This window comes from Streptomyces sp. NPDC107546 (assembly GCF_055639175.1).
In genome coordinates this window covers 1-17,071 of sequence record NZ_JBVKBA010000019.1, presented here as the reverse complement: position 1 = coordinate 17,071, position 17,071 = coordinate 1, and the positions used below count along the sequence as shown (strand labels likewise).

The window sequence follows — 17,071 nt, the reverse complement described above, 5'->3', positions numbered from 1 at the left end:
CGGTCCGCCCCCTGCCCGGCCGGAGGAGCTACCGGCCCTGCTCCGCCGCCGTCACCCACCGGTACACCAACTCGGGCCGCCCCACCTGTCCGTACAACGGACTCCGCCCCGCCCGCCCCGCGTCCACCAGGTGCTCCAGATACCGCCGGGCCGTGATCCGCGAGATCCCGACGGCTTCGGCGACCCCCGCCGCCGTGAGCCCCTCCTGAGCGTCCCGCAGCACCCCCGTCACGCGCTCCAGTGTCGGCGCGCTGAGCCCCTTGGGCAGCGCCGCCGGGCCCGGCGCCCGCAGGGTGGCCAGGGCGCGGTCCACCTCGTCCTGGCCGCTCGCCTCGCCCACCGCCTCCCGGAACTCCGCGTACCGCACCAGCCGGTCCCGCAGTGTCGCGAACGTGAACGGCTTCAGTACGTACTGCACGACCCCCAGGGAGACGCCCTCCCGCACCACCGCCAGGTCCCGCGCCGAGGTCACCGCGATGACGTCCGCGTGGTACCCGGCCGCCCTCAGGGAGCGCGCCAGTTGCAGGCCGTGCACGTCGGGCAGGTGCAGGTCCAGCAGCAGGAGGTCCACCTGCGTGCGCTCCAGGGCACGGCGCGCCTCCGCGCCCGTGGCCGCCTTGCCGACCGCCGTGAAGCCCGGCACCCGGCCCACGTACAGCACGTGCGCGTCGGCGGCGACCGGGTCGTCCTCCACGACCAGGACGCGGATGGGCTCGGTCATGCGTCACCTCCGGACGCGGGCGCGGTGCGGGTGCGTCTCATGCGTCACCTCCGGGCAGGGCGGCCTCGGCGCCCGATGACGTCCGCGGAGCCGCAATGGCGGCCCCCACGGTAGGCAACGGCACCCGGGCCTCGAACTCCGCCCCGCCTCCGGGCGCCTCCGACACCGTGAGGGTGCCGTCGTGACGGCGTACCGTCTGGCGAACCAGGGCCAGGCCCAGGCCGCGTCCGCCGGGGGCGGTGGCGGGCTTCGTCGACCAACCGCGTTCGAACACCGCTTCCGCGTGCGCGGGATCCACCCCGTCCCCGGTGTCCGACACCCTCAGGACCAGGTGCGGGCCGTCCGTGTAGGCGGTCACCGTCACCCGGGCGCCCACCGAGCCCTGGACCGCGTCCACCGCGTTGTCGATCAGGTTGCCGAGGATCGTCACCAGGTCCCGGGAGGGGAGGGAGGGCGGCAGCAGACCGTCGTCGATGCTGCTGTCGTCGGACACCACCAGCTCCACGCCCCGCTCGTTCGCCTGTGCCGCCTTGCCGAGGAGCAGTGCCGCCAGCACCGGCTCGTTGACCGCGGCGACCACCTGGTCCGTGAGGGCCTGCGCCAGTTCCAGTTCGGCCGTGGCGAAGTCGGCCGCCTCCTCCGCGCGGCCCAGCTCAATCAGCGAGACCACCGTGTGCAGCCGGTTCGCCGCCTCGTGCGCCTGCGAGCGCAGCGCCTGAGTGAAGCCGCGCTCCGAGTTCAGCTCGCCCGTCAGCGCCTGCAGCTCGGTCACGTCGCGCAGGGTGACGACGGTGCCCCGGCGTTCGCCGCCGGAGACCGGGGAGGTGTTCACCACCAGGACCCGGGCCGCGGTCAGGTGCACCTCGTCGACCCGGGGCTCGGAGGACAGCAGCACACCCGTCAGCGGCGCCGGCAGTCCGAGGTCCGCCACCGAGCGGCCCACCACCTCGCCGCTCACCCCGAGCAGTTCCCGGCCGCCGTCGTTGATCAGCGCCACCCGGAACCGGCCGTCCAGCATGAGCAGGCCCTCGCGCACGGCGTGCAGGGCGGCCTGGTGGTAGTCGTGCATACGGCTCAGCTCGGTGGCGTTCATGCCGTGGGTGGAGCGGCGCAGCCGGGCGTTGATCACGTAGGTGCCGATGCCGCCCAGCACCAGTGCGCCGACCGCGACGCCGGCCATGGCGGTCACCTGGTCCTGGACCCGGGCCGTGACCGTCTCGATCGTGATCCCCGCGCTCACCAGGCCGACGATGCGGCCGCCGTCCGAGATGGGGGTGACCGCGCGCTCGGACGGGCCGAGCGTGCCGGTGTACCTCTCGGTGAACGTCTCGCCGTTCAGCGCGCGCTCGATATGGCCGCGGAAGTGCTCACCGATGCGCTGGGGATTGGGGTGGGTCCAGCGGATGCCCTGCGGGTTCATGATCGTGACGAAGTCCACGCCGGTGTGCCGCTGCACCTGGAGCGCGTAGGGCTGGAGCGACTTCGTCGGGTCGGCGGTGCGGATCGCCGCCCGGACCGAGGGGGAGTCCGCGACCGAGCGCGCCACCGCTGTCGCCTGCCGGTCGGCCGCCTGGCGGGCCTGGCTGTGGTCGCTGACGTAGGTGAAGAGCGCGTACCCGGCGACGAGTACCGCGATCAGCACGGCCTGCATGGCGAAGAGCTGACCTGCGAGGCTGCGGGGTCTCGGTATCGGGGGCACGCGCATGGGTTCAGTCTGCCTCGCCGTTCCCGCTCGCCGTATAAGCGTGAACTAAATGAACGGAAGGGTGACCGCCCTCACACGGGCGGGAGATAGTCACCGCATCCCCCGGGAACGCGCGCCGCCTCCCGGAATCCCGGGAGTGCACCTCCCGGGCCCCGGGAGTACGCCTCCCGGAATCCCGGGAGCACGCCTCCCGGACCCCGGGAGTACGCCTCCCGCCATCCCCCGGACGTGAGCCGCACGCCGGATCAACCGACGACGTCGTCGAGGAGGGCAGCCGTGGCCAGCACAGCCCGAACGGCACCTGCCGCGCCCGCAGCCAAGCGGGACCGCACCCACTATCTGTACATCGCCGTGATCGTCGCGGTGGCGCTCGGCATCGCCGTGGGCCTGGCCGCCCCCGATGCCGCGGTCCAGCTCAAGCCCCTCGGCACGGGCTTCGTGAACCTCATCAAGATGATGATCTCGCCGATCATCTTCTGCACGATCGTGCTGGGCATCGGTTCGGTACGGAAGGCCGCCAAGGTCGGGGCCGTGGGCGGCATAGCCCTCGGCTACTTCCTGGTGATGTCACTGGTGGCGCTCACCATCGGCCTGGTGGTGGGGAACGTCCTGCACCCGGGCGAGGGTCTGCACCTGACGAACGCGATCAAGCAGGCGGGCCACGCGCAGGTGTCGTCCGACGCGCTGCCGCCGGTCGACTTCGCGCTCTCGATCATCCCGACGACGTTCGTCTCCGCCTTCACCGAGGGCCAGGTCCTGCAGACCCTGCTGGTCGCGCTCCTCGCCGGGTTCGCGCTGCAGGCGATGGGCCCGGTCGGCGCGCCGGTGCTGCGCGGCGTCGAGCACGTCCAGCGGCTCGTCTTCCGCATCCTCGCCATGGTGATGTGGGCCGCGCCGATCGGTGCCTTCGGCGCGATCGCCGCCGTCGTCGGCTCCGCCGGCCTGGACGCGCTCAAGAGCCTCGCCGTGCTGATGCTCGGCTTCTACGTGACCTGCGTCCTGTTCGTCTTCGTCGTGCTCGGGGCGGTGCTGCGGGTCGTGGCGGGCCTGAACATCTTCTCGCTGCTGAAGTACCTGGGCCGTGAGTTCCTGCTGATCCTGTCCACGTCCTCCTCCGAGTCCGCCCTTCCGCGGCTCATCGCGAAGATGGAGCACCTCGGCGTCAGCAAGCCGGTGGTCGGCATCACCGTCCCGACCGGCTACTCCTTCAACCTCGACGGCACCATGATCTACATGACCATGGCGTCGCTCTACATCGCGGACGCGCTGGGCACGCCGATGTCCGTCGGCGAGCAGATCCCGCTGCTGCTGTTCCTGCTCGTCGCCTCCAAGGGCGCGGCGGGTGTCAGCGGCGCCGGCCTCGCCACGCTGGCCGGCGGTCTGCAGTCGCACAAGCCCGCGCTGGTCGACGGCGTCGGCCTGATCGTCGGCATCGACCGCTTCATGAGCGAGGCCCGCGCCCTGACGAACTTCGCGGGCAACGCCGTGGCCACCGTCCTGATCGGCACCTGGACGAAGGAGATCGACAAGGAGCGGGTCCGGCAGGTGCTCGCCGGGCAGCTGCCCTTCGACGAGACCACGCTGCTGGACGAGGGCCGCTCGGCGGTCCCGGCCGACGACGCCGAGGTGGCTGGTCAGGGCGGCGACAAGGAGCTGGCCAAGGCGTAAGCGCTCCGCTGGTCGGGGGCGGCCCAGCACCTGCGGGCCGTCCGTGGCTGCTCGCGCAGTTCCCGCGCCCCTTACGGGGCGCCACTCACCCCGAGCGGTCGAGCCTCCCCCCGTGGGCTCGGCCGCTCGGCCCTTTTCCGTTTCCGGGGCGGTCTTCAGCCGCTCAACTTCGCCACCAACTCGCCGGCCCGCCCGGCGGGCACCCCTGCCGCGCTCAGCAGCGTGACCGCGGCCGAGCCGCCCGCCTCCCGCGCTGCCAGCAGGCCGTCGTTCACCGCCTCCATCAGTGCGAACAGCATCTGCTCGTGCACATACGCCAGCGCCTTGGGCGGCAGCGGCGATGCGAAAACGCCCTGCTCGAGTCCGCGCGCCAGGATCTCCGCACACGCCTTGCGGACCGGTGCCAGCCGGTCGCGGATGCCCTGCACGGTGACGCTGCGCTGGGCCAGCGCCACCAGGATCCGGTAGCGGTCGGCGACCTCCCACACCGCGAGCGCCGAGCGGGCCAGGGCCTCGGCCGGGTCCGCGACGCCCTCGCGGCCCGCCGCGTGCGCCGCCGCCACCGCCTCCACCGCGCCGTCGACGAGGGTGCTGATCAGCGCCTCACGGCTCGGGAAGTGCCCGTACACCGTGCGCCGTACGACGCCCGCGGCCCGGGCGATCTGGTCCATGGACGCATCCGGGTCGCGCAGCAGCTCAGCCAGCGCGACATCCAGGATGCGGCGGCGGTTTACATCGGCCCGGCTGGCGTTACCCGTGGTCATGGCTGCCATTGTGCACGGCCCCGCGGGGCGACCGTCCGCCTCCACAGGGCCTCCACCTCCCTTATTTGCACACTGTTGTGCAATGCCGTACCTTGCACAGTGTTGTGCAGTTGCACGGCGATGTGCAAGTCGCTGTGCACGTCATGGGCGATGGAGGAGAGGAAGGCCCGCACTCATGCGTCTCGTCATGAACGAACCGGTCGAGAGGACGGACCGGCCCTACCCCCGGCGCTGGTGGGCGCTGCTCGTGCTCTGCCTGAGCCTGCTGATCATCGTGATGGCGAACACCGCCCTCACCGTCGCCGCCCCCGACATGACCCGCGACCTCGGCCTCTCCAGCGCCGACCTGCAGTGGGTCATCGACGGCTACACCGTCCCGTACGCGGCGCTGATGCTGCTGCTCGGCGCGATCGGCGACAAGTACAGCCGACGCGGGGCGCTGGCCCTCGGGCTCGTGGTCTTCGGCGGCGGCGCCGTCTTCGGCTACCTCGCCGACAGCGCCGCCACCGTGATCGCGGCGCGCGCCGTGATGGGCGTCGGCGCCGCGCTGATCATGCCCGCCACGCTCTCCCTGCTCGCCGCGACCTTCCCGCGCGCCGAACGCGCCAAGGCGATCACCCTGTGGACCGCCACCGCCGGGCTCGCCATCGCGGCCGGACCGGTCGTCGCCGGAGCGCTGCTCAAGGACCACGGCTGGTCCTCGACCTTCCTGATCAACGTGCCGATCGCCGCCGTCGCCCTGGTCGCCGCCTTCGTCCTGGTCCCGCCGTCCAAGGCCGCCCACCACGACCGGATCGACGTCGTCGGCGGACTGCTGTCGGTGGTCTGGATCGGCTCGCTCGTCTACATGATTATCGAGGGACCGCACTTCGGCTGGGGCACCAAGGCCGTCACGGCCGCCGTGGTCGCGGGCGTCGGACTCGTGCTGTTCGTCGCCTGGGAGCTGCGCCACCCGCGCCCGGTCCTGGACGTCCGCCGCTTCGCCCACCGCCGCTTCGCCGGTTCCAACCTCGCCGTCGCGCTGTTCTTCCTGGCGGTCTTCGGCGCCTTCTACTACCTCACCCAGCACCTGCAGTTCGTCCTCGGCTACGACGCCCTGCAGACAGGTGTGCGCATGCTGCCGCTCGCCGGAGCCGTGTTCGTGGGCTCGGCGCTGACCGGGTTCCTCACCCCGCGCGTCGGCATGAGGATCACCGTCACCGCGGGCATGGTCGGCGGCACGGCGGCGCTCGCGCTGCTCACCCGTGTCGACGCCGGATCCACCTACGGCGACCTCGTGCTGCCCCTGGTGATCCTGGGCCTCGCGATCGGCCTCGCACTCTCGCCCTGCACCGACGCGATCATGGGGGCGTTCCCGGAGTCCGAGCTGGGCGTCGGCGGCGCAGTCAACGACACCTCCCTCGAACTCGGCGGCTCGATCGGCATCGCCCTCCTCGGTTCGGTGCTCGCCAACTCGTACTCCTCGCACCTGGCCGACGCCACCGCGGGCAGCCGGCTCCCGGCGAACACGCTGGACACCGCGCAGGACTCCGTCGGCGCCGGATACGCGGTCGCGCAGGGCATCGGTGACAAGGCCCGGCAGCTCGCCGAGCAGGCCGCACACGCGGGCAGCGCCCAGCAGGCCGCACAGCTCAAGGCGCAGGCCGGCCAGCTCGCGGACGGCGCCCGGCAGATGGCCGACGCGGTCGGCTCGTCCTTCGCGGACGCGGTCGCCCACACCAGCCTGGTCGGCGCGGTGGTCCTCGGGGCCGGCACCGTCCTGGTCGCCGCGCTGCTGCCGCGCAAGGGCGGCCCCGCGCAGCCCGCCGAGGAGCAGGCCGAGGAGCGGGAACTCGTCACCGCCGAACACCACTGACCTCGACGGGAACCCCGCGCCCTGCCCCTACGTCTCGTAGGACATGCACTACCGTGCCGTGCCGGAACAACCGGCACGGCACCGTCATGTGGGAGGCACGGGGGCATGAAGATCGACTGGGACCGGCGCACCTGCGCGCGCCGCGGGCATGTGACCTACGCGCCGGACGACCCCCGGCTGCGGATCCGGCTGCACGCCCAGACCGCGCTCGGGGACGTGTGGCGCTGCCTGCGCTGCGGCGACTTCGTGCTCGGCGAGCCGCACGGCTCGGGGCCGGCCGGCGACGCCCCGCTCGTGCCGCGCGGCAAGGTGCTGCGCGACCTGTTCATCCTGCGCTTCCTGGCGATCGAGCGGGCCGTTCGCGGGGTGTTCATCGTGCTGGTCGCGGTGGCGGTGTGGAGGTTCAGCAACAGCCAGGACGCGGTGCGGCGGCTGTTCAACGAGTACCTGGAGGTCTTCCGGCCCGTCTTCCGGCACTTCCACTACGACCTCGACCACTCGCCGATCGTGGGCACCATCCAGAAGACCTTCGGCTACAAGCACTCCACGCTCCTCCTGGTGGCCGGGCTCCTGCTGGCATACGCGCTGATCGAACTGATCGAGGCGGTCGGCCTCTGGTACGCCAAGCGCTGGGCGGAGTACCTGACGGTCGTCGCCACCGCCGCCTTCCTGCCGCTGGAGGTGTACGAACTCACCGAGCACATCAGCGGCCTGAAGATCGCCACCCTGATCCTCAACGTCCTCGCGGTCCTCTACATCGCGTTCGCCAAGCGCCTGTTCGGGCTGCGCGGCGGCCGCAAGGCGTTCGAGGAGGAGCGGCGGAGCGCCTCCCTGCTGGAGGTGGAGGAGTCGGCGGGGGTCCTGCTCACGCCCTGAACGGCCCTGGTCGCATTGGCCCCGCTGCCTTGACCGTGCGCAGCACCGGGGCCGACTCCAGCGTGCGGATCGCCTCCAGGGCACCGAGGCGGCCGGTCAGGTAGGCGTGCAGCGCGGGCGGGTCCGGGCACAGGGCCTGGGCCACCAGGTTCGCCGGGCCGGTCGTCGCCGCGACGAACGCCAGCTCGTCATGGCCGGCGAGCGTGCGCGCCACCTCGTCCAGGTGTGCGGGGGCGACCGACATCCACAGCATGGCCTGCGCGGTGGTGCCCAGCCGCGTGTCGTTCAGGTCCACGTCGAAGTAGAGCGCGCCCGCCGCCTGGAGCTCGGCGACCCGCCGGGCGACCGTGGCGGGGGACCAGCCCGTCGCCGCGGCCAGTTCGGCGTGGCTCGCCCGACCGTCCCGCCCGAGCGCCACCAGCAGGGGGCGGTCGGCGTCGCAGAGCGGGCGCGAGGGTGCCGCCCCGCTCTCGGGCGGGCACAGCTCCCTTACCTGGTCGGTGGACAGGACGGCCGTCCGGCCTCGCCAGGCCGACGGACCGCCCCGGTACAGGTGCAGCAGACAGTGCGCCGCGACCGCGGTGATCCCGGCGGTGCGCGGAATGTCGTGCAGCAGCAGCGCGTGCCCGTCGGAGGCGTCGGCCGGTGTGCGCACCACCGCCAGGATCTCCGTGCCGCCCGACGCCAGTCGCACCCACGAGGTGTCCGCCCGCCGGGCCAGGGCGCGCGCCAGGTCCTGCGCGGTGTGCGGGCCCGCGCTCAGTCGCAGAAGCCACTGGACCAGCCCGGCGTGCCCCGGCTCGGCCAGCCCCACCACTCGCAGCGACACTTCGTCGGCCAGCCGCCGGTAGCGGCGCGCCACCGTCTGCGCCGACACCCCGAGCACGGCCCCGATCCGGCTGAACGGCGCGCGCCCGTCGATGTGCAGGGCGTGCACCAGCCCACGGTCGATCGCGTCGAACATGGAGGGATTCCTCATCTGACGGCCTCCCATGGAAGAAGTCGGCAGTCTAGGCGCTCTGTGTGGAGGGCCCAGGAGTCCGCGCGCACGCTCGTCGCCATGCAGAACACCCACCGCTTCCGTTGGCCGGCGCTCGCCGTGCTGCTCGTCGCCGAGGCGATGAACCTCCTCGATGCCACGATCATGACCGTGGCCGCACCCGCCATACACGCCGGCCTGGGCGGCTCGGTCTCCGACATCCAGTGGTACGGCGCCGCCTACACGCTGCCGTTCGCCGTCCTGCTCGTCACCGGCGGCCGGCTCGGGGACATCGTCGGCCGCCGCCGGGTCTTCCGGATCGGAACCGCCGCCTTCGTGCTCGCCTCCCTCGCGTGCGCCTGCGCACCCGCGCCGCCGACGCTGCTCGCCGCGCGGACCGTGCAGGGGGCCGCCGCCGCGCTGGTCGTCCCGCAGACCGTCGGACTGATCCGGGCCATGTTCGACGGGGACGAACTCGCCCGAGCCCTGGGCTGGATCGGTCCCGTGATGGGCCTCGCGTCGGTGTGCGGGCCCGTCCTCGGCGGAGTGCTCACCCACGCCGCGTCCTGGCGGGCCGCGTTCCTCGTCAACGTCCCCCTCGGGGCCGCGGTGCTGCTCACCGCCGGGCTGCTGAAGGAGGACCGCTCGCAGCGCCGCCCCCGCCTGGACCTGCTCGGCACGGCCCTGGTGACGGCCGCCGTGGGCCTGGTCACCTACCCTCTCATCCAGGGCGGCGACCTGCCGCGGTATGCCCTGACCTGGACAGCCGGCCTCGCCCTCGCCACCCTCTTCGCCCTGCACCAGCGGCGCCGTGAGCGCCTCGGCCGCAGCCCCCTCGTCGAACCGGGCCTGTTCGCCGACCGCGGCTTCCCGGCCGCACTGCTGACCTCCGTGCTGTTCTTCGCGGTGGTGACCGGTCTCACGCTGGTCGTCGTCGTCCAGCTCCAACTGGGCCCGCGCATCGGCACGCTCGCGGCCGGGCTGACCCTGCTGCCCTGGTCGGCCGCGATGGCCGTGTCGTCCTGGACGGCGGGCGCACGGCTCGTACCGAAGTACGGGGTGCGCGTCCTGCACGCGGGTCTCGGCGTGCTGATGGCCGGGGTCCTCGGGGCCGTCACCCTCTACGTCACCGTCCCGGCCGGTCGTTACCCGTGGCCCCTGCTGCCCGCGCTCGCCGTGTGCGGCCTCGGGCAGGGGTTGTTCGCGGTGCCGTTCTTCACCACGGCGCTGCACCGGGTGCGCCCGCACGAGACCGGCTCGGCGGCCGGGCTCCTCAACGCCGTGCAGCAGCTCGGCTCCACGCTCGGGGTCGCCCTGCTCGGCAGCGTGTTCTTCGCCCGGGGCGCCGGGGCCGCGTTCGGCACGGCGGCCGGGCTGCTGCTGGTCGCCGGGGTGGCCGGGGTCCTCATGACACCCCGGCCGCGTACCGCCAGAAGTCGCGCATCAGGGCGGGCGGGGTCGGGCTCTCCATCGCGCGCTGGGTGAGCAGGATCGCGACCGTCCCGGTGGCCGGGACGACGTGGGCGCTGGTGCCGGTGCCGCCGACCCAGCCGTAGCGGCCGGGGACGGTCCATGGATCGCAGGCCGCGATGTCCACCGAGCCGCCGTAGCCCCAACCCTGTCCCTCGAGGAACAGGGCGGCCCTCGCGCGCTGGGCCGGGGTGAGATGGTCGGTGGTCATCCGGCGCACCGACTCCGTGGCGAGGACGCGGCGGCCGTCGGGCGCGGTCCCGCCGGCCAGCAGCATGCGGGCGAAGGCCAGCCAGTCGGCGGCCGTACCGACAAGGCCGCCCCCGCCGGACGGGAACGCGGGCAGGCCGCTCCAGGCGCCGTCCGGCGTGTCGATGACCTTCAGGCCGCCCGTGCCGTCGGGGCCGTAGGCGGTGGTGAGGCGGTGGCGCTTGGCGGCCGGCACCTCGAAGGCGGTGTCGGTCATGCCCAGCGGCTCGAGGATGCGCTCGGACAGCACCTCGGGCAGTGGACGGCCGGTCGCCCGGGCGATCAGCACGCCCTGGAGGTCGGAGCAGGTGTGATAGAGCCAGGCCTCGCCCGGCTGGTACAGCAGCGGGAGGCGGGCCAGTTCGGCGACCCAGGTGTCCGGGTCGGGGAGGGCGCGCGGATCCACACCGGGCTGCTGCACCTCGAACAGGGCCTTGACCTGGGGCAGGGAGAAGTCCGACGGGAAGCCGTACCCCGCGCGGAAGGTCAACAGGTCCTGGACGGTGATCTGCCGGGAGGCGGGCACCACGTCGTCGAGCGGACCGGCGGGCGTGCGCACCACGGTGGGGTGGGCCAGCTCCGGGATCCATACGGCGACCGGGGCATCGAGGGCGAGGGTGCCGTCCTCCACGAGGGTCATCACGGCGGCGGCCACGAGGGGCTTGGTGATCGAGGCGAGGCGGAAGATCGCGTCGGGCGGCATCGGCTGCGCGCCGGTGGCGTCGAGGGAGCCGACCGCCGCGGTCTCCGTACGGCCGTGCCGCTCCACCAGGGCCACGGCGCCCGGCGCCCAGCCCTTGTCGATGTACGTCTTCAGGAGGTGGTGCAGGGTGGTCATGGGTCCGTCCGTCCGCCGTCGCCGGGTTCTGTCACAGATGAGACTGCCGGGCCGGGCCGGACTCATCGGTGTGCGCCGCGGGAGTGGCGGGATTTTTCCCGGGGCCGCGTGACGGCCGGCGGCGTTGCCCTGCCTGCGGCCTTGCCCTGACGTCGGCGTCAAGGATTACCGTCGCGGACATGCGAATCGGCGAGCTGGCGGCGCGGGCCGGGACCACCACGCGGACCCTGCGGTACTACGAGTCGCGGGGGCTGCTGCCCGCGCGGCGCAACGGCAACGGATACCGCACCTACGACGAGCGCGATCTGCGACTGCTCCAGCAGATCCGCACCCTGCAGGACTTCGGGTTCGACCTGGAGGAGACACGGCCCTTCGTGGAGTGTCTGCGGGCCGGGCACCCGGAGGGCGACTCGTGCCCGGCGTCGCTCGCGGTCTACCGGCGCAAGCTGGACGAACTGGACGCGCTGATCGGGGAGTTGCGGTCGGTGCGGGAGAAGGTCGCCGGACAGCTGGCGCGCGCCGAACAGGCCCGCGACGGACTGGCCGCCGAGGCGCTGGTTCCGGGAGGTCCGGAACCGCTGTGCGAGCTGGGAGGGCAGGAGCGGTGATCAAGGCGAATGGTGTGGCCGAGGTGACGGACGCGGACTTCGGGGCGGAGGTGCTCGCATCGGATCTGCCGGTGCTGGTGGAGTTCACCGCCGACTGGTGTCCGCCGTGCCGGCAGATGGGGCCGGTGCTCAGCTCCCTGGCTTTCGAGGAGGGTGACCGGCTCAAGGTGGTCCAACTGGATGTGGACACCAATCCGGAGACGACGAACGCCTACAAGGTGCTGTCGATGCCGACCTTCATGGTCTTCCGCAACGGTGAGCCCGTGAAGGCGATGGTGGGGGCGCGGCCCAAGCGGCGGCTGCTGGAGGAGCTGTCCGACGTGCTGTGATGCCCCGCCCGCTACAGCAGAAATCCCCCGAGTAATTGCGCTCGGGGGATTTCTTTGCGTATATTCAATGGTTCGCGACTTGGGGATGGGCCGAGTCGCGGGAAAGTTCAGTGAGCACAGTATATCCGGGCGGGAGCTGAATTGTCAAACACCGAATTTCCGGACGATGAATTGCGGCACGAGCAGGAATTCATCGACGGGTTGTACGCGCGCGTGGACGCGCTGCGCGGCGACACCGAGGTCTCCGTCGGGGACGCCCTCGCCCAGGGCGACAAGCCCATGCAGGCCCGCCTGGAGCGGGACATCCTCGTCGCCGAACGTTCGGGCCTGCTGGCCGCACTGAACGCCGTGGACGGCTCGCTGTGCTTCGGCCGTATCGACCTCACCTCCGGGACGAGCCACCACATCGGCCGTATCGGGCTGCGCGCCGACGACGCCGAGCGCACGCCGATCCTGATCGACTGGCGGGCCGAGGTCGCCCGCCCCTTCTACCTGGCCACCGGGCACACCCCGATGGGCCTGCGCCGCCGCCGGCACATCTCCACCGAGGGCCGCCGGGTCACGGCCCTGCACGACGAGCACCTCGACGTCGCGGACCGCGAGCGCACCGGCCACGAGGACCCCGCCGGGGACGACGTGCTGCTCGCCGCGCTCAACGCGGCCCGCACCGGCCGGATGAGCGACATCGTCCGGACCATCCAGGCCGACCAGGACCGCATCATCCGCGCACCCCACCGGGGCGTGCTGGTGGTGGAGGGCGGCCCGGGCACCGGCAAGACGGCCGTCGCGCTGCACCGCGCGGCCTACCTCCTCTACGAGCACCGGGAGCTGCTCGCCCGCCGCGCCGTCCTCATCGTCGGCCCGAACCCGGCGTTCCTCGGCTACATCGGCGAGGTGCTGCCCTCCCTCGGCGAGACCGGCGTGCTGCTCGCCACGGTCGGCGAGCTGTTCCCCGGCGTGAAGGCCACCGCCGCCGACACACCTCAGGCCGCCGCCGTGAAGGGCCGCGCCGAGATGGCCGACGTGCTCGCACGGGTCGTCGCGGACCGGCAGGCGCTGCCCGACCCGGTCATCGCCATCGAGCACGACCGGGACGTCCTGCTGCTCGACGACGGGCTCGTGAACGTGGCCCGCGAACGCACCCGCGCCGCGAAGCTGCCGCACAACGTGGCGCGCGAACACTTCGAGGGCCACATCCTCAACACGCTGACGGACATGGTCGCCGAACGGATCGGCACCGACCCGTACGACGGCTCCAACCTCCTCGACGCGAGCGACATCACCCAGATCCGCGACGAACTGGCCGCGAACCCGGAAGTCTGGTCCGCGATCGACCAGTTGTGGCCGCGCCTGACCCCGCAGCGGCTGGTCGCCGACTTCCTCGCCGACCCGGAGGGCCATGTGTCCGACGAGGACGCGGCCGCCATCCGCCGCCCGGTCACCCGCGCCTGGACGACGGCCGACATCCCGCTGCTCGACGAGGCGGCCGAACTCCTCGGCGAGGACGACCGGTCGGCCCGCGCCCGCGCCGAACGCGAGCGCGAGGCGCAGGTGTCGTACGCGCAGGGCGTGCTGGACGTGTCGTACGCCTCCCGGACGTACGAGTTCGAGGACAAGGAGGACAGTGACCCGGAAGCGTCGGAAGTCCTGTCCGCGCACGACATCATCGACGCCGAACGGTTCGCCGAGCGGCAGGAGGAGGCCGACCACCGCAGCGCCGCCGAGCGCGCCGCGGCGGACCGGACCTGGGCGTTCGGGCACATCATCGTCGACGAGGCGCAGGAACTGTCGCCGATGGCCTGGCGGCTGCTGATGCGGCGCTGCCCGACCCGCTCGATGACCCTGGTCGGGGACCCGGCGCAGACGTCCGAGGCCGGCGGGGTCGGCTCCTGGTCGAAGATCCTGGCGCCCTACGTCGAGGACCGCTGGGAGCACACCCGGCTCGGCGTCAACTACCGTACGCCCGCCGAGATCATGGAAGTCGCGGCGGCCGTGGTCCGGGCGGAGCACCCCGGCTTCGAACCGCCGAGCTCGGTCCGTTCCACGGGCGTACGGCCGTGGGCGCGCCGCGCGGAGGACGACCTGCCCGGCACGGTGGCGAAGGCGGTCGCCGAACTCACCCCCGCCGAGGGCCGGCTGGCGGTGATCGCCCCGCGGGAGCTGCACCGGGCGCTGGCCGCGCGGCTCGACGGGGTGACCGCGGGGGGCGAACCGGACCTGACCCGGACCGTGGTCCTGCTCGACCCGCGCCAGGCCAAGGGCCTGGAGTTCGACTCCGTCCTGGTGGTCGAGCCGGGGCGTTACGGCACGAGCGACCTCTATGTGGCGCTGACGAGGGCGACGCAGCGGCTGGGCGTGGTGCACAGCGGGGAACTGCCGAAGCCACTGACGGCGGCACTGCCGGACTCGGACGACGCGCGACCGAACGGAGCGGAAACGGAGATCACCGGGGCATAACAGTTCACGCTGTGATCACCGGCTGTGCACGTCCGGTGCGGTAAGCGTGTCGGTATGGACGCCCAACCGTACGCGACCGCGCCTGCCGACAGCCCGTCGCTCGCCTCGCTGCCGGTACCGCCGCTGCTCACCTCGGAGTTCGACGCCGACCCCGGGGGCGTGTACGAGCGGCTGCGGCGCACCTACGGCCCGGTCGCGCCGGTCGGGCTGATGGGGGTGCCCGTGTGGCTGGTGCTCGGCTACCGCGAGGTCCTTCAGGTGCTGCGGGACGAGAGCGTGTGGCGGCGGGACGTACGGTACTGGCGGGCCCGGGCGCAGGGATGGCTCCCGGCGGACTGGCCGCTGCTCGCGGGCTACGAGGTGCGGCAGACGATGTTCATGGACGACGACGAACACCGGGCGGCCCGCCGCACCCACCACTCGGCGCTGCGCCCCTTCCAGGACGGGCACACGCCGCAGGGCTGGGAGCTGCGGGCCGCCGTCGCCCGCTACACGGACGAACTGATCGGCCTGCTGGCCGCCGAGTCGGGGCCGACGGGGTTCGCGGACCTCGGGGCGCAGTACACACGGCCGTTGCTGCTGATGGTGACGACGCGGCTGTTCGGCTGCCCGGTGGAGCTGGGCGACGAACTGGTCATGGACCTGTGGCGGATGCTGGACGGCGGGTCGGACGCGGGGGCGGCGACGGGCAGGGCGCTCGCGGCCATGACCCGACTGGCGGCGCACCGTCGGGGGCGGCCCGGCGACGACCTGACCTCGTACATGCTGCTGGCCGATCCCGACCTGTCGGACGAACAGCTGGGCCGGGAGCTGTTCATGAACGCGGTCTACCTCAACGACGTCACCGGGAACATGGTGCTGAACACGCTCCTGGAGGTGCTCAGGGGCAACGCCACGGTGCGGCGTGGTCTGTCGGCCGGGCAGCTGGGGGAGACCGTGAACCGGGCGGCGCTGGTCAATGGGCCGGTGGCCAACATGTGCTTCCGCTTCGCGGCGCGGGACGTGCGGCTGGGCAACTTCTGGATCCGCGCGGGCGACGCGGTGTCGCCGTCGGCGGCGGCCGCGCACCGGGACCTGCTGGCGCTCGACCCGGCCTCGGCGGTGGACTCGACGATCAGTACGCGGGCGCATCTGGGATGGGGAGCGGGGCAGCACCAGTGCCCGAGTGCGGCGCGCGAGCTGGGCGGGATGATCGTGACGACGGCGGTGGGGCGGGTGTTCGAGCACTTCGCCCAGGCGGAACTGACGTTGCCGCCCGATCAGTTGCCGTGGCGGTCGGGGCCGGTGGTGCGGGGGCTGCGACTGCTGCCGATCCGCTTCGAGTTGCACGGGGACGTGCCGCTGCCGGGTTCGCGTGGCTCCTCCAGGGGCGCCCCGGAACCCCCGGAGAAGCCGCGCGTTGTGGAGCGGGAGGCGAGGGGGCTGCTGGCCGGGCTGCGAAGGCTGATGTTCGGCGGTCGCTGAGCCGACAGCCGTGGGTGTCTCGCACCCGCCGCCCCTCCCCTTCCCGTACCTGGGGGCTGCGCCCCCAGACCCCCGCTGTCTGGGGCGGCGCCCTGGTGGGGGTCCGGGGGCGGAGCCCCGGCGGGGTTGAAGGGGCGGAGCCCCTTCAGGTGGGACGGGTGGGGGCGGCGGGGGGCGGGAAACCTAGGCCGGGCGGAGCCAGAGCGTTGCCAACGGCGGCAGCGTCAGGCGCAGGCTGGCCGCACGACCGTGCCACGGCGTGGGTTCCGGTTTCACGGGGCCCGGGTTGCGGACGTCGCTGCCCCCGTACGCCGCCGCGTCCGTGTTCAGCACCTCGTGCCAGGCGGGAACGTCGTCGGGCACGCCCAGGCGGTATTCGTGGCGGACGACAGGGGAGAAGTTGGAAACCGCCAGCAGCGGGCTCCCCTCCGCGTCGTGGCGCAGGAAGGCCACCACGTTGTCGTCCGCCGCATCGCCCACGACCCAGCTGAAGCCGGACGGTTCGGTGTCCCGCTCCCACAGCGCCGGCGTGCCGCGGTACACGGTGTTGAGGTCACGGACCAGGTCCCGCACACCCCGGTGGTCCGCCTCCGCCCCGTACTCCGGGTCGAGCAGCCACCAGTCCGGTCCGTGCGCCTCCGACCACTCCGCACCCTGCGCGAACTCCTGTCCCATGAAGAGGAGTTGCTTGCCCGGGTGGGCCCACATGAAGCCCAGGTACGCACGGAGGTTCGCCCGCTGCTGCCACCAGTCGCCCGGCATCTTCGACACCAGCGACCGCTTCCCGTGCACCACCTCGTCGTGGGAGATCGGCAGGACGTAGTTCTCGCTGTAGGCGTACACCATCGAGAACGTCATCTCGTTGTGGTGGTACGTGCGGTGGATCGGGTCGTGGGCCATGTACTCCAGCGAGTCGTGCATCCAGCCCATGTTCCACTTCAGTCCGAAGCCGAGGCCCCCGAAGCCGCTCGGCCCCCGGTGGTGCGTCGCCCGGGTCACGCCGTCCCAGGCGGTGGACTCCTCCGCGATCGTCACCACGCCGGGGTTACGGCGGTAGACGGTCGCGTTCATCTCCTGCAGGAACGCCA

General features: G+C 72.6%; 14 protein-coding genes. 8 read left to right on the top strand and 6 right to left on the bottom strand.

Features of this window, described 5'->3' with window-relative positions; translation table 11 throughout:
* Window positions 1-28 precede the first annotated feature (28 nt).
* Both ACZ7L1_RS25540 and ACZ7L1_RS25535 read right to left on the bottom strand, forming a co-directional pair.
* Window positions 29-721: a response regulator gene (locus tag ACZ7L1_RS25540; RefSeq protein WP_471440340.1), complete on the bottom strand. Its 693-nt coding sequence runs from the start codon at window positions 719-721 to the stop codon at window positions 29-31.
* A 37-nt stretch (window positions 722-758) separates the two neighbouring features.
* On the bottom strand, window positions 759-2,426 hold the full coding sequence (locus ACZ7L1_RS25535; protein ID WP_471440339.1) for an ATP-binding protein: 1,668 nt from the start codon (window positions 2,424-2,426) through the stop codon (window positions 759-761).
* A gap of 276 nt (window positions 2,427-2,702) precedes the next feature.
* On the opposite strand from ACZ7L1_RS25535, the gene ACZ7L1_RS25530 reads away from it, so the two are divergent.
* Window positions 2,703-4,094: a cation:dicarboxylate symporter family transporter gene (locus ACZ7L1_RS25530; RefSeq protein ID WP_471440338.1), complete on the top strand. Its 1,392-nt coding sequence runs from the start codon at window positions 2,703-2,705 to the stop codon at window positions 4,092-4,094.
* Window positions 4,095-4,249: 155 nt separating this feature from the next.
* On the opposite strand, the gene ACZ7L1_RS25525 is transcribed toward ACZ7L1_RS25530, so the two are convergent.
* Window positions 4,250-4,867, bottom strand: coding sequence for a TetR/AcrR family transcriptional regulator (locus tag ACZ7L1_RS25525; protein WP_471440337.1), 618 nt, complete (start codon window positions 4,865-4,867; stop codon window positions 4,250-4,252).
* Window positions 4,868-5,033: 166 nt separating this feature from the next.
* Between ACZ7L1_RS25525 and ACZ7L1_RS25520 the strand changes: the two genes are divergently transcribed.
* Window positions 5,034-6,713 carry an MFS transporter gene (locus tag ACZ7L1_RS25520; protein WP_471440336.1) on the top strand — a complete coding sequence of 560 codons (1,680 nt, stop codon included), beginning with the start codon at window positions 5,034-5,036 and terminating at the stop codon, window positions 6,711-6,713.
* 105 nt (window positions 6,714-6,818) lie between these two features.
* Window positions 6,819-7,589: a DUF2127 domain-containing protein gene (locus tag ACZ7L1_RS25515; RefSeq protein WP_471440335.1), complete on the top strand. Its 771-nt coding sequence runs from the start codon at window positions 6,819-6,821 to the stop codon at window positions 7,587-7,589.
* Here ACZ7L1_RS25515 and ACZ7L1_RS25510 read toward each other — a convergent pair.
* Window positions 7,579-8,568, bottom strand: coding sequence for an Lrp/AsnC family transcriptional regulator (locus ACZ7L1_RS25510; protein ID WP_471440334.1), 990 nt, complete (start codon window positions 8,566-8,568; stop codon window positions 7,579-7,581). The genes ACZ7L1_RS25515 and ACZ7L1_RS25510 overlap by 11 nt on opposite strands.
* 81 nt (window positions 8,569-8,649) lie before the next feature.
* Here ACZ7L1_RS25510 and ACZ7L1_RS25505 point away from each other — a divergent pair, with 81 nt between their 5' ends.
* Window positions 8,650-10,053, top strand: coding sequence for an MFS transporter (locus tag ACZ7L1_RS25505; protein ID WP_471440333.1), 1,404 nt, complete (start codon window positions 8,650-8,652; stop codon window positions 10,051-10,053).
* On the opposite strand, the gene ACZ7L1_RS25500 is transcribed toward ACZ7L1_RS25505, so the two are convergent.
* Window positions 9,974-11,125: a serine hydrolase domain-containing protein gene (locus tag ACZ7L1_RS25500; protein ID WP_471440332.1), complete on the bottom strand. Its 1,152-nt coding sequence runs from the start codon at window positions 11,123-11,125 to the stop codon at window positions 9,974-9,976. The two genes, ACZ7L1_RS25505 and ACZ7L1_RS25500, sit on opposite strands and share 80 nt — an antisense overlap.
* 179 nt (window positions 11,126-11,304) lie before the next feature.
* On the opposite strand from ACZ7L1_RS25500, the gene ACZ7L1_RS25495 reads away from it, so the two are divergent.
* The 4 genes from ACZ7L1_RS25495 to ACZ7L1_RS25480 all read left to right on the top strand — a co-directional run bounded on the left by ACZ7L1_RS25495 (window position 11,305) and on the right by ACZ7L1_RS25480 (window position 15,983).
* Window positions 11,305-11,733 carry a MerR family transcriptional regulator gene (locus ACZ7L1_RS25495; protein WP_471440331.1) on the top strand — a complete coding sequence of 143 codons (429 nt, stop codon included), beginning with the start codon at window positions 11,305-11,307 and terminating at the stop codon, window positions 11,731-11,733.
* On the top strand, window positions 11,730-12,062 hold the full coding sequence (locus ACZ7L1_RS25490) for a thioredoxin family protein (protein ID WP_366023459.1): 333 nt from the start codon (window positions 11,730-11,732) through the stop codon (window positions 12,060-12,062). The genes ACZ7L1_RS25495 and ACZ7L1_RS25490 overlap by 4 nt, the downstream gene beginning before the upstream one ends.
* Window positions 12,063-12,203: 141 nt before the next feature.
* Window positions 12,204-14,519, top strand: coding sequence for a HelD family protein (locus ACZ7L1_RS25485; protein WP_471440330.1), 2,316 nt, complete (start codon window positions 12,204-12,206; stop codon window positions 14,517-14,519).
* A gap of 54 nt (window positions 14,520-14,573) precedes the next feature.
* Window positions 14,574-15,983, top strand: a complete 1,410-nt coding sequence (locus tag ACZ7L1_RS25480; RefSeq protein ID WP_471440329.1) for a cytochrome P450 family protein — start codon at window positions 14,574-14,576, stop codon at window positions 15,981-15,983.
* A gap of 183 nt (window positions 15,984-16,166) precedes the next feature.
* On the opposite strand, the gene ACZ7L1_RS25475 is transcribed toward ACZ7L1_RS25480, so the two are convergent.
* A partial coding sequence (locus ACZ7L1_RS25475; RefSeq protein ID WP_471440328.1) for an alpha amylase C-terminal domain-containing protein occupies window positions 16,167-17,071 on the bottom strand: 905 nt, incomplete at its 5' end.

What these genes read in the sequence shown, in the direction of transcription:
- ACZ7L1_RS25515 (WP_471440335.1), top strand. Translation starts at nt 6,819, where the DNA reads ATGAAGATCGACTGGGACCGGCGCACCTGCGCGCGCCGCGGGCATGTG.
- ACZ7L1_RS25495 (WP_471440331.1), top strand. Translation starts at nt 11,305, where the DNA reads ATGCGAATCGGCGAGCTGGCGGCGCGGGCCGGGACCACCACGCGGACC.
- ACZ7L1_RS25525 (WP_471440337.1), bottom strand. Translation starts at nt 4,867, where the DNA reads ATGGCAGCCATGACCACGGGTAACGCCAGCCGGGCCGATGTAAACCGC.
- ACZ7L1_RS25480 (WP_471440329.1), top strand. Translation starts at nt 14,574, where the DNA reads ATGGACGCCCAACCGTACGCGACCGCGCCTGCCGACAGCCCGTCGCTC.
- ACZ7L1_RS25510 (WP_471440334.1), bottom strand. Translation starts at nt 8,568, where the DNA reads ATGAGGAATCCCTCCATGTTCGACGCGATCGACCGTGGGCTGGTGCAC.
- ACZ7L1_RS25535 (WP_471440339.1), bottom strand. Translation starts at nt 2,426, where the DNA reads ATGCGCGTGCCCCCGATACCGAGACCCCGCAGCCTCGCAGGTCAGCTC.
- ACZ7L1_RS25520 (WP_471440336.1), top strand. Translation starts at nt 5,034, where the DNA reads ATGCGTCTCGTCATGAACGAACCGGTCGAGAGGACGGACCGGCCCTAC.
- ACZ7L1_RS25505 (WP_471440333.1), top strand. Translation starts at nt 8,650, where the DNA reads ATGCAGAACACCCACCGCTTCCGTTGGCCGGCGCTCGCCGTGCTGCTC.
- ACZ7L1_RS25500 (WP_471440332.1), bottom strand. Translation starts at nt 11,125, where the DNA reads ATGACCACCCTGCACCACCTCCTGAAGACGTACATCGACAAGGGCTGG.
- ACZ7L1_RS25540 (WP_471440340.1), bottom strand. Translation starts at nt 721, where the DNA reads ATGACCGAGCCCATCCGCGTCCTGGTCGTGGAGGACGACCCGGTCGCC.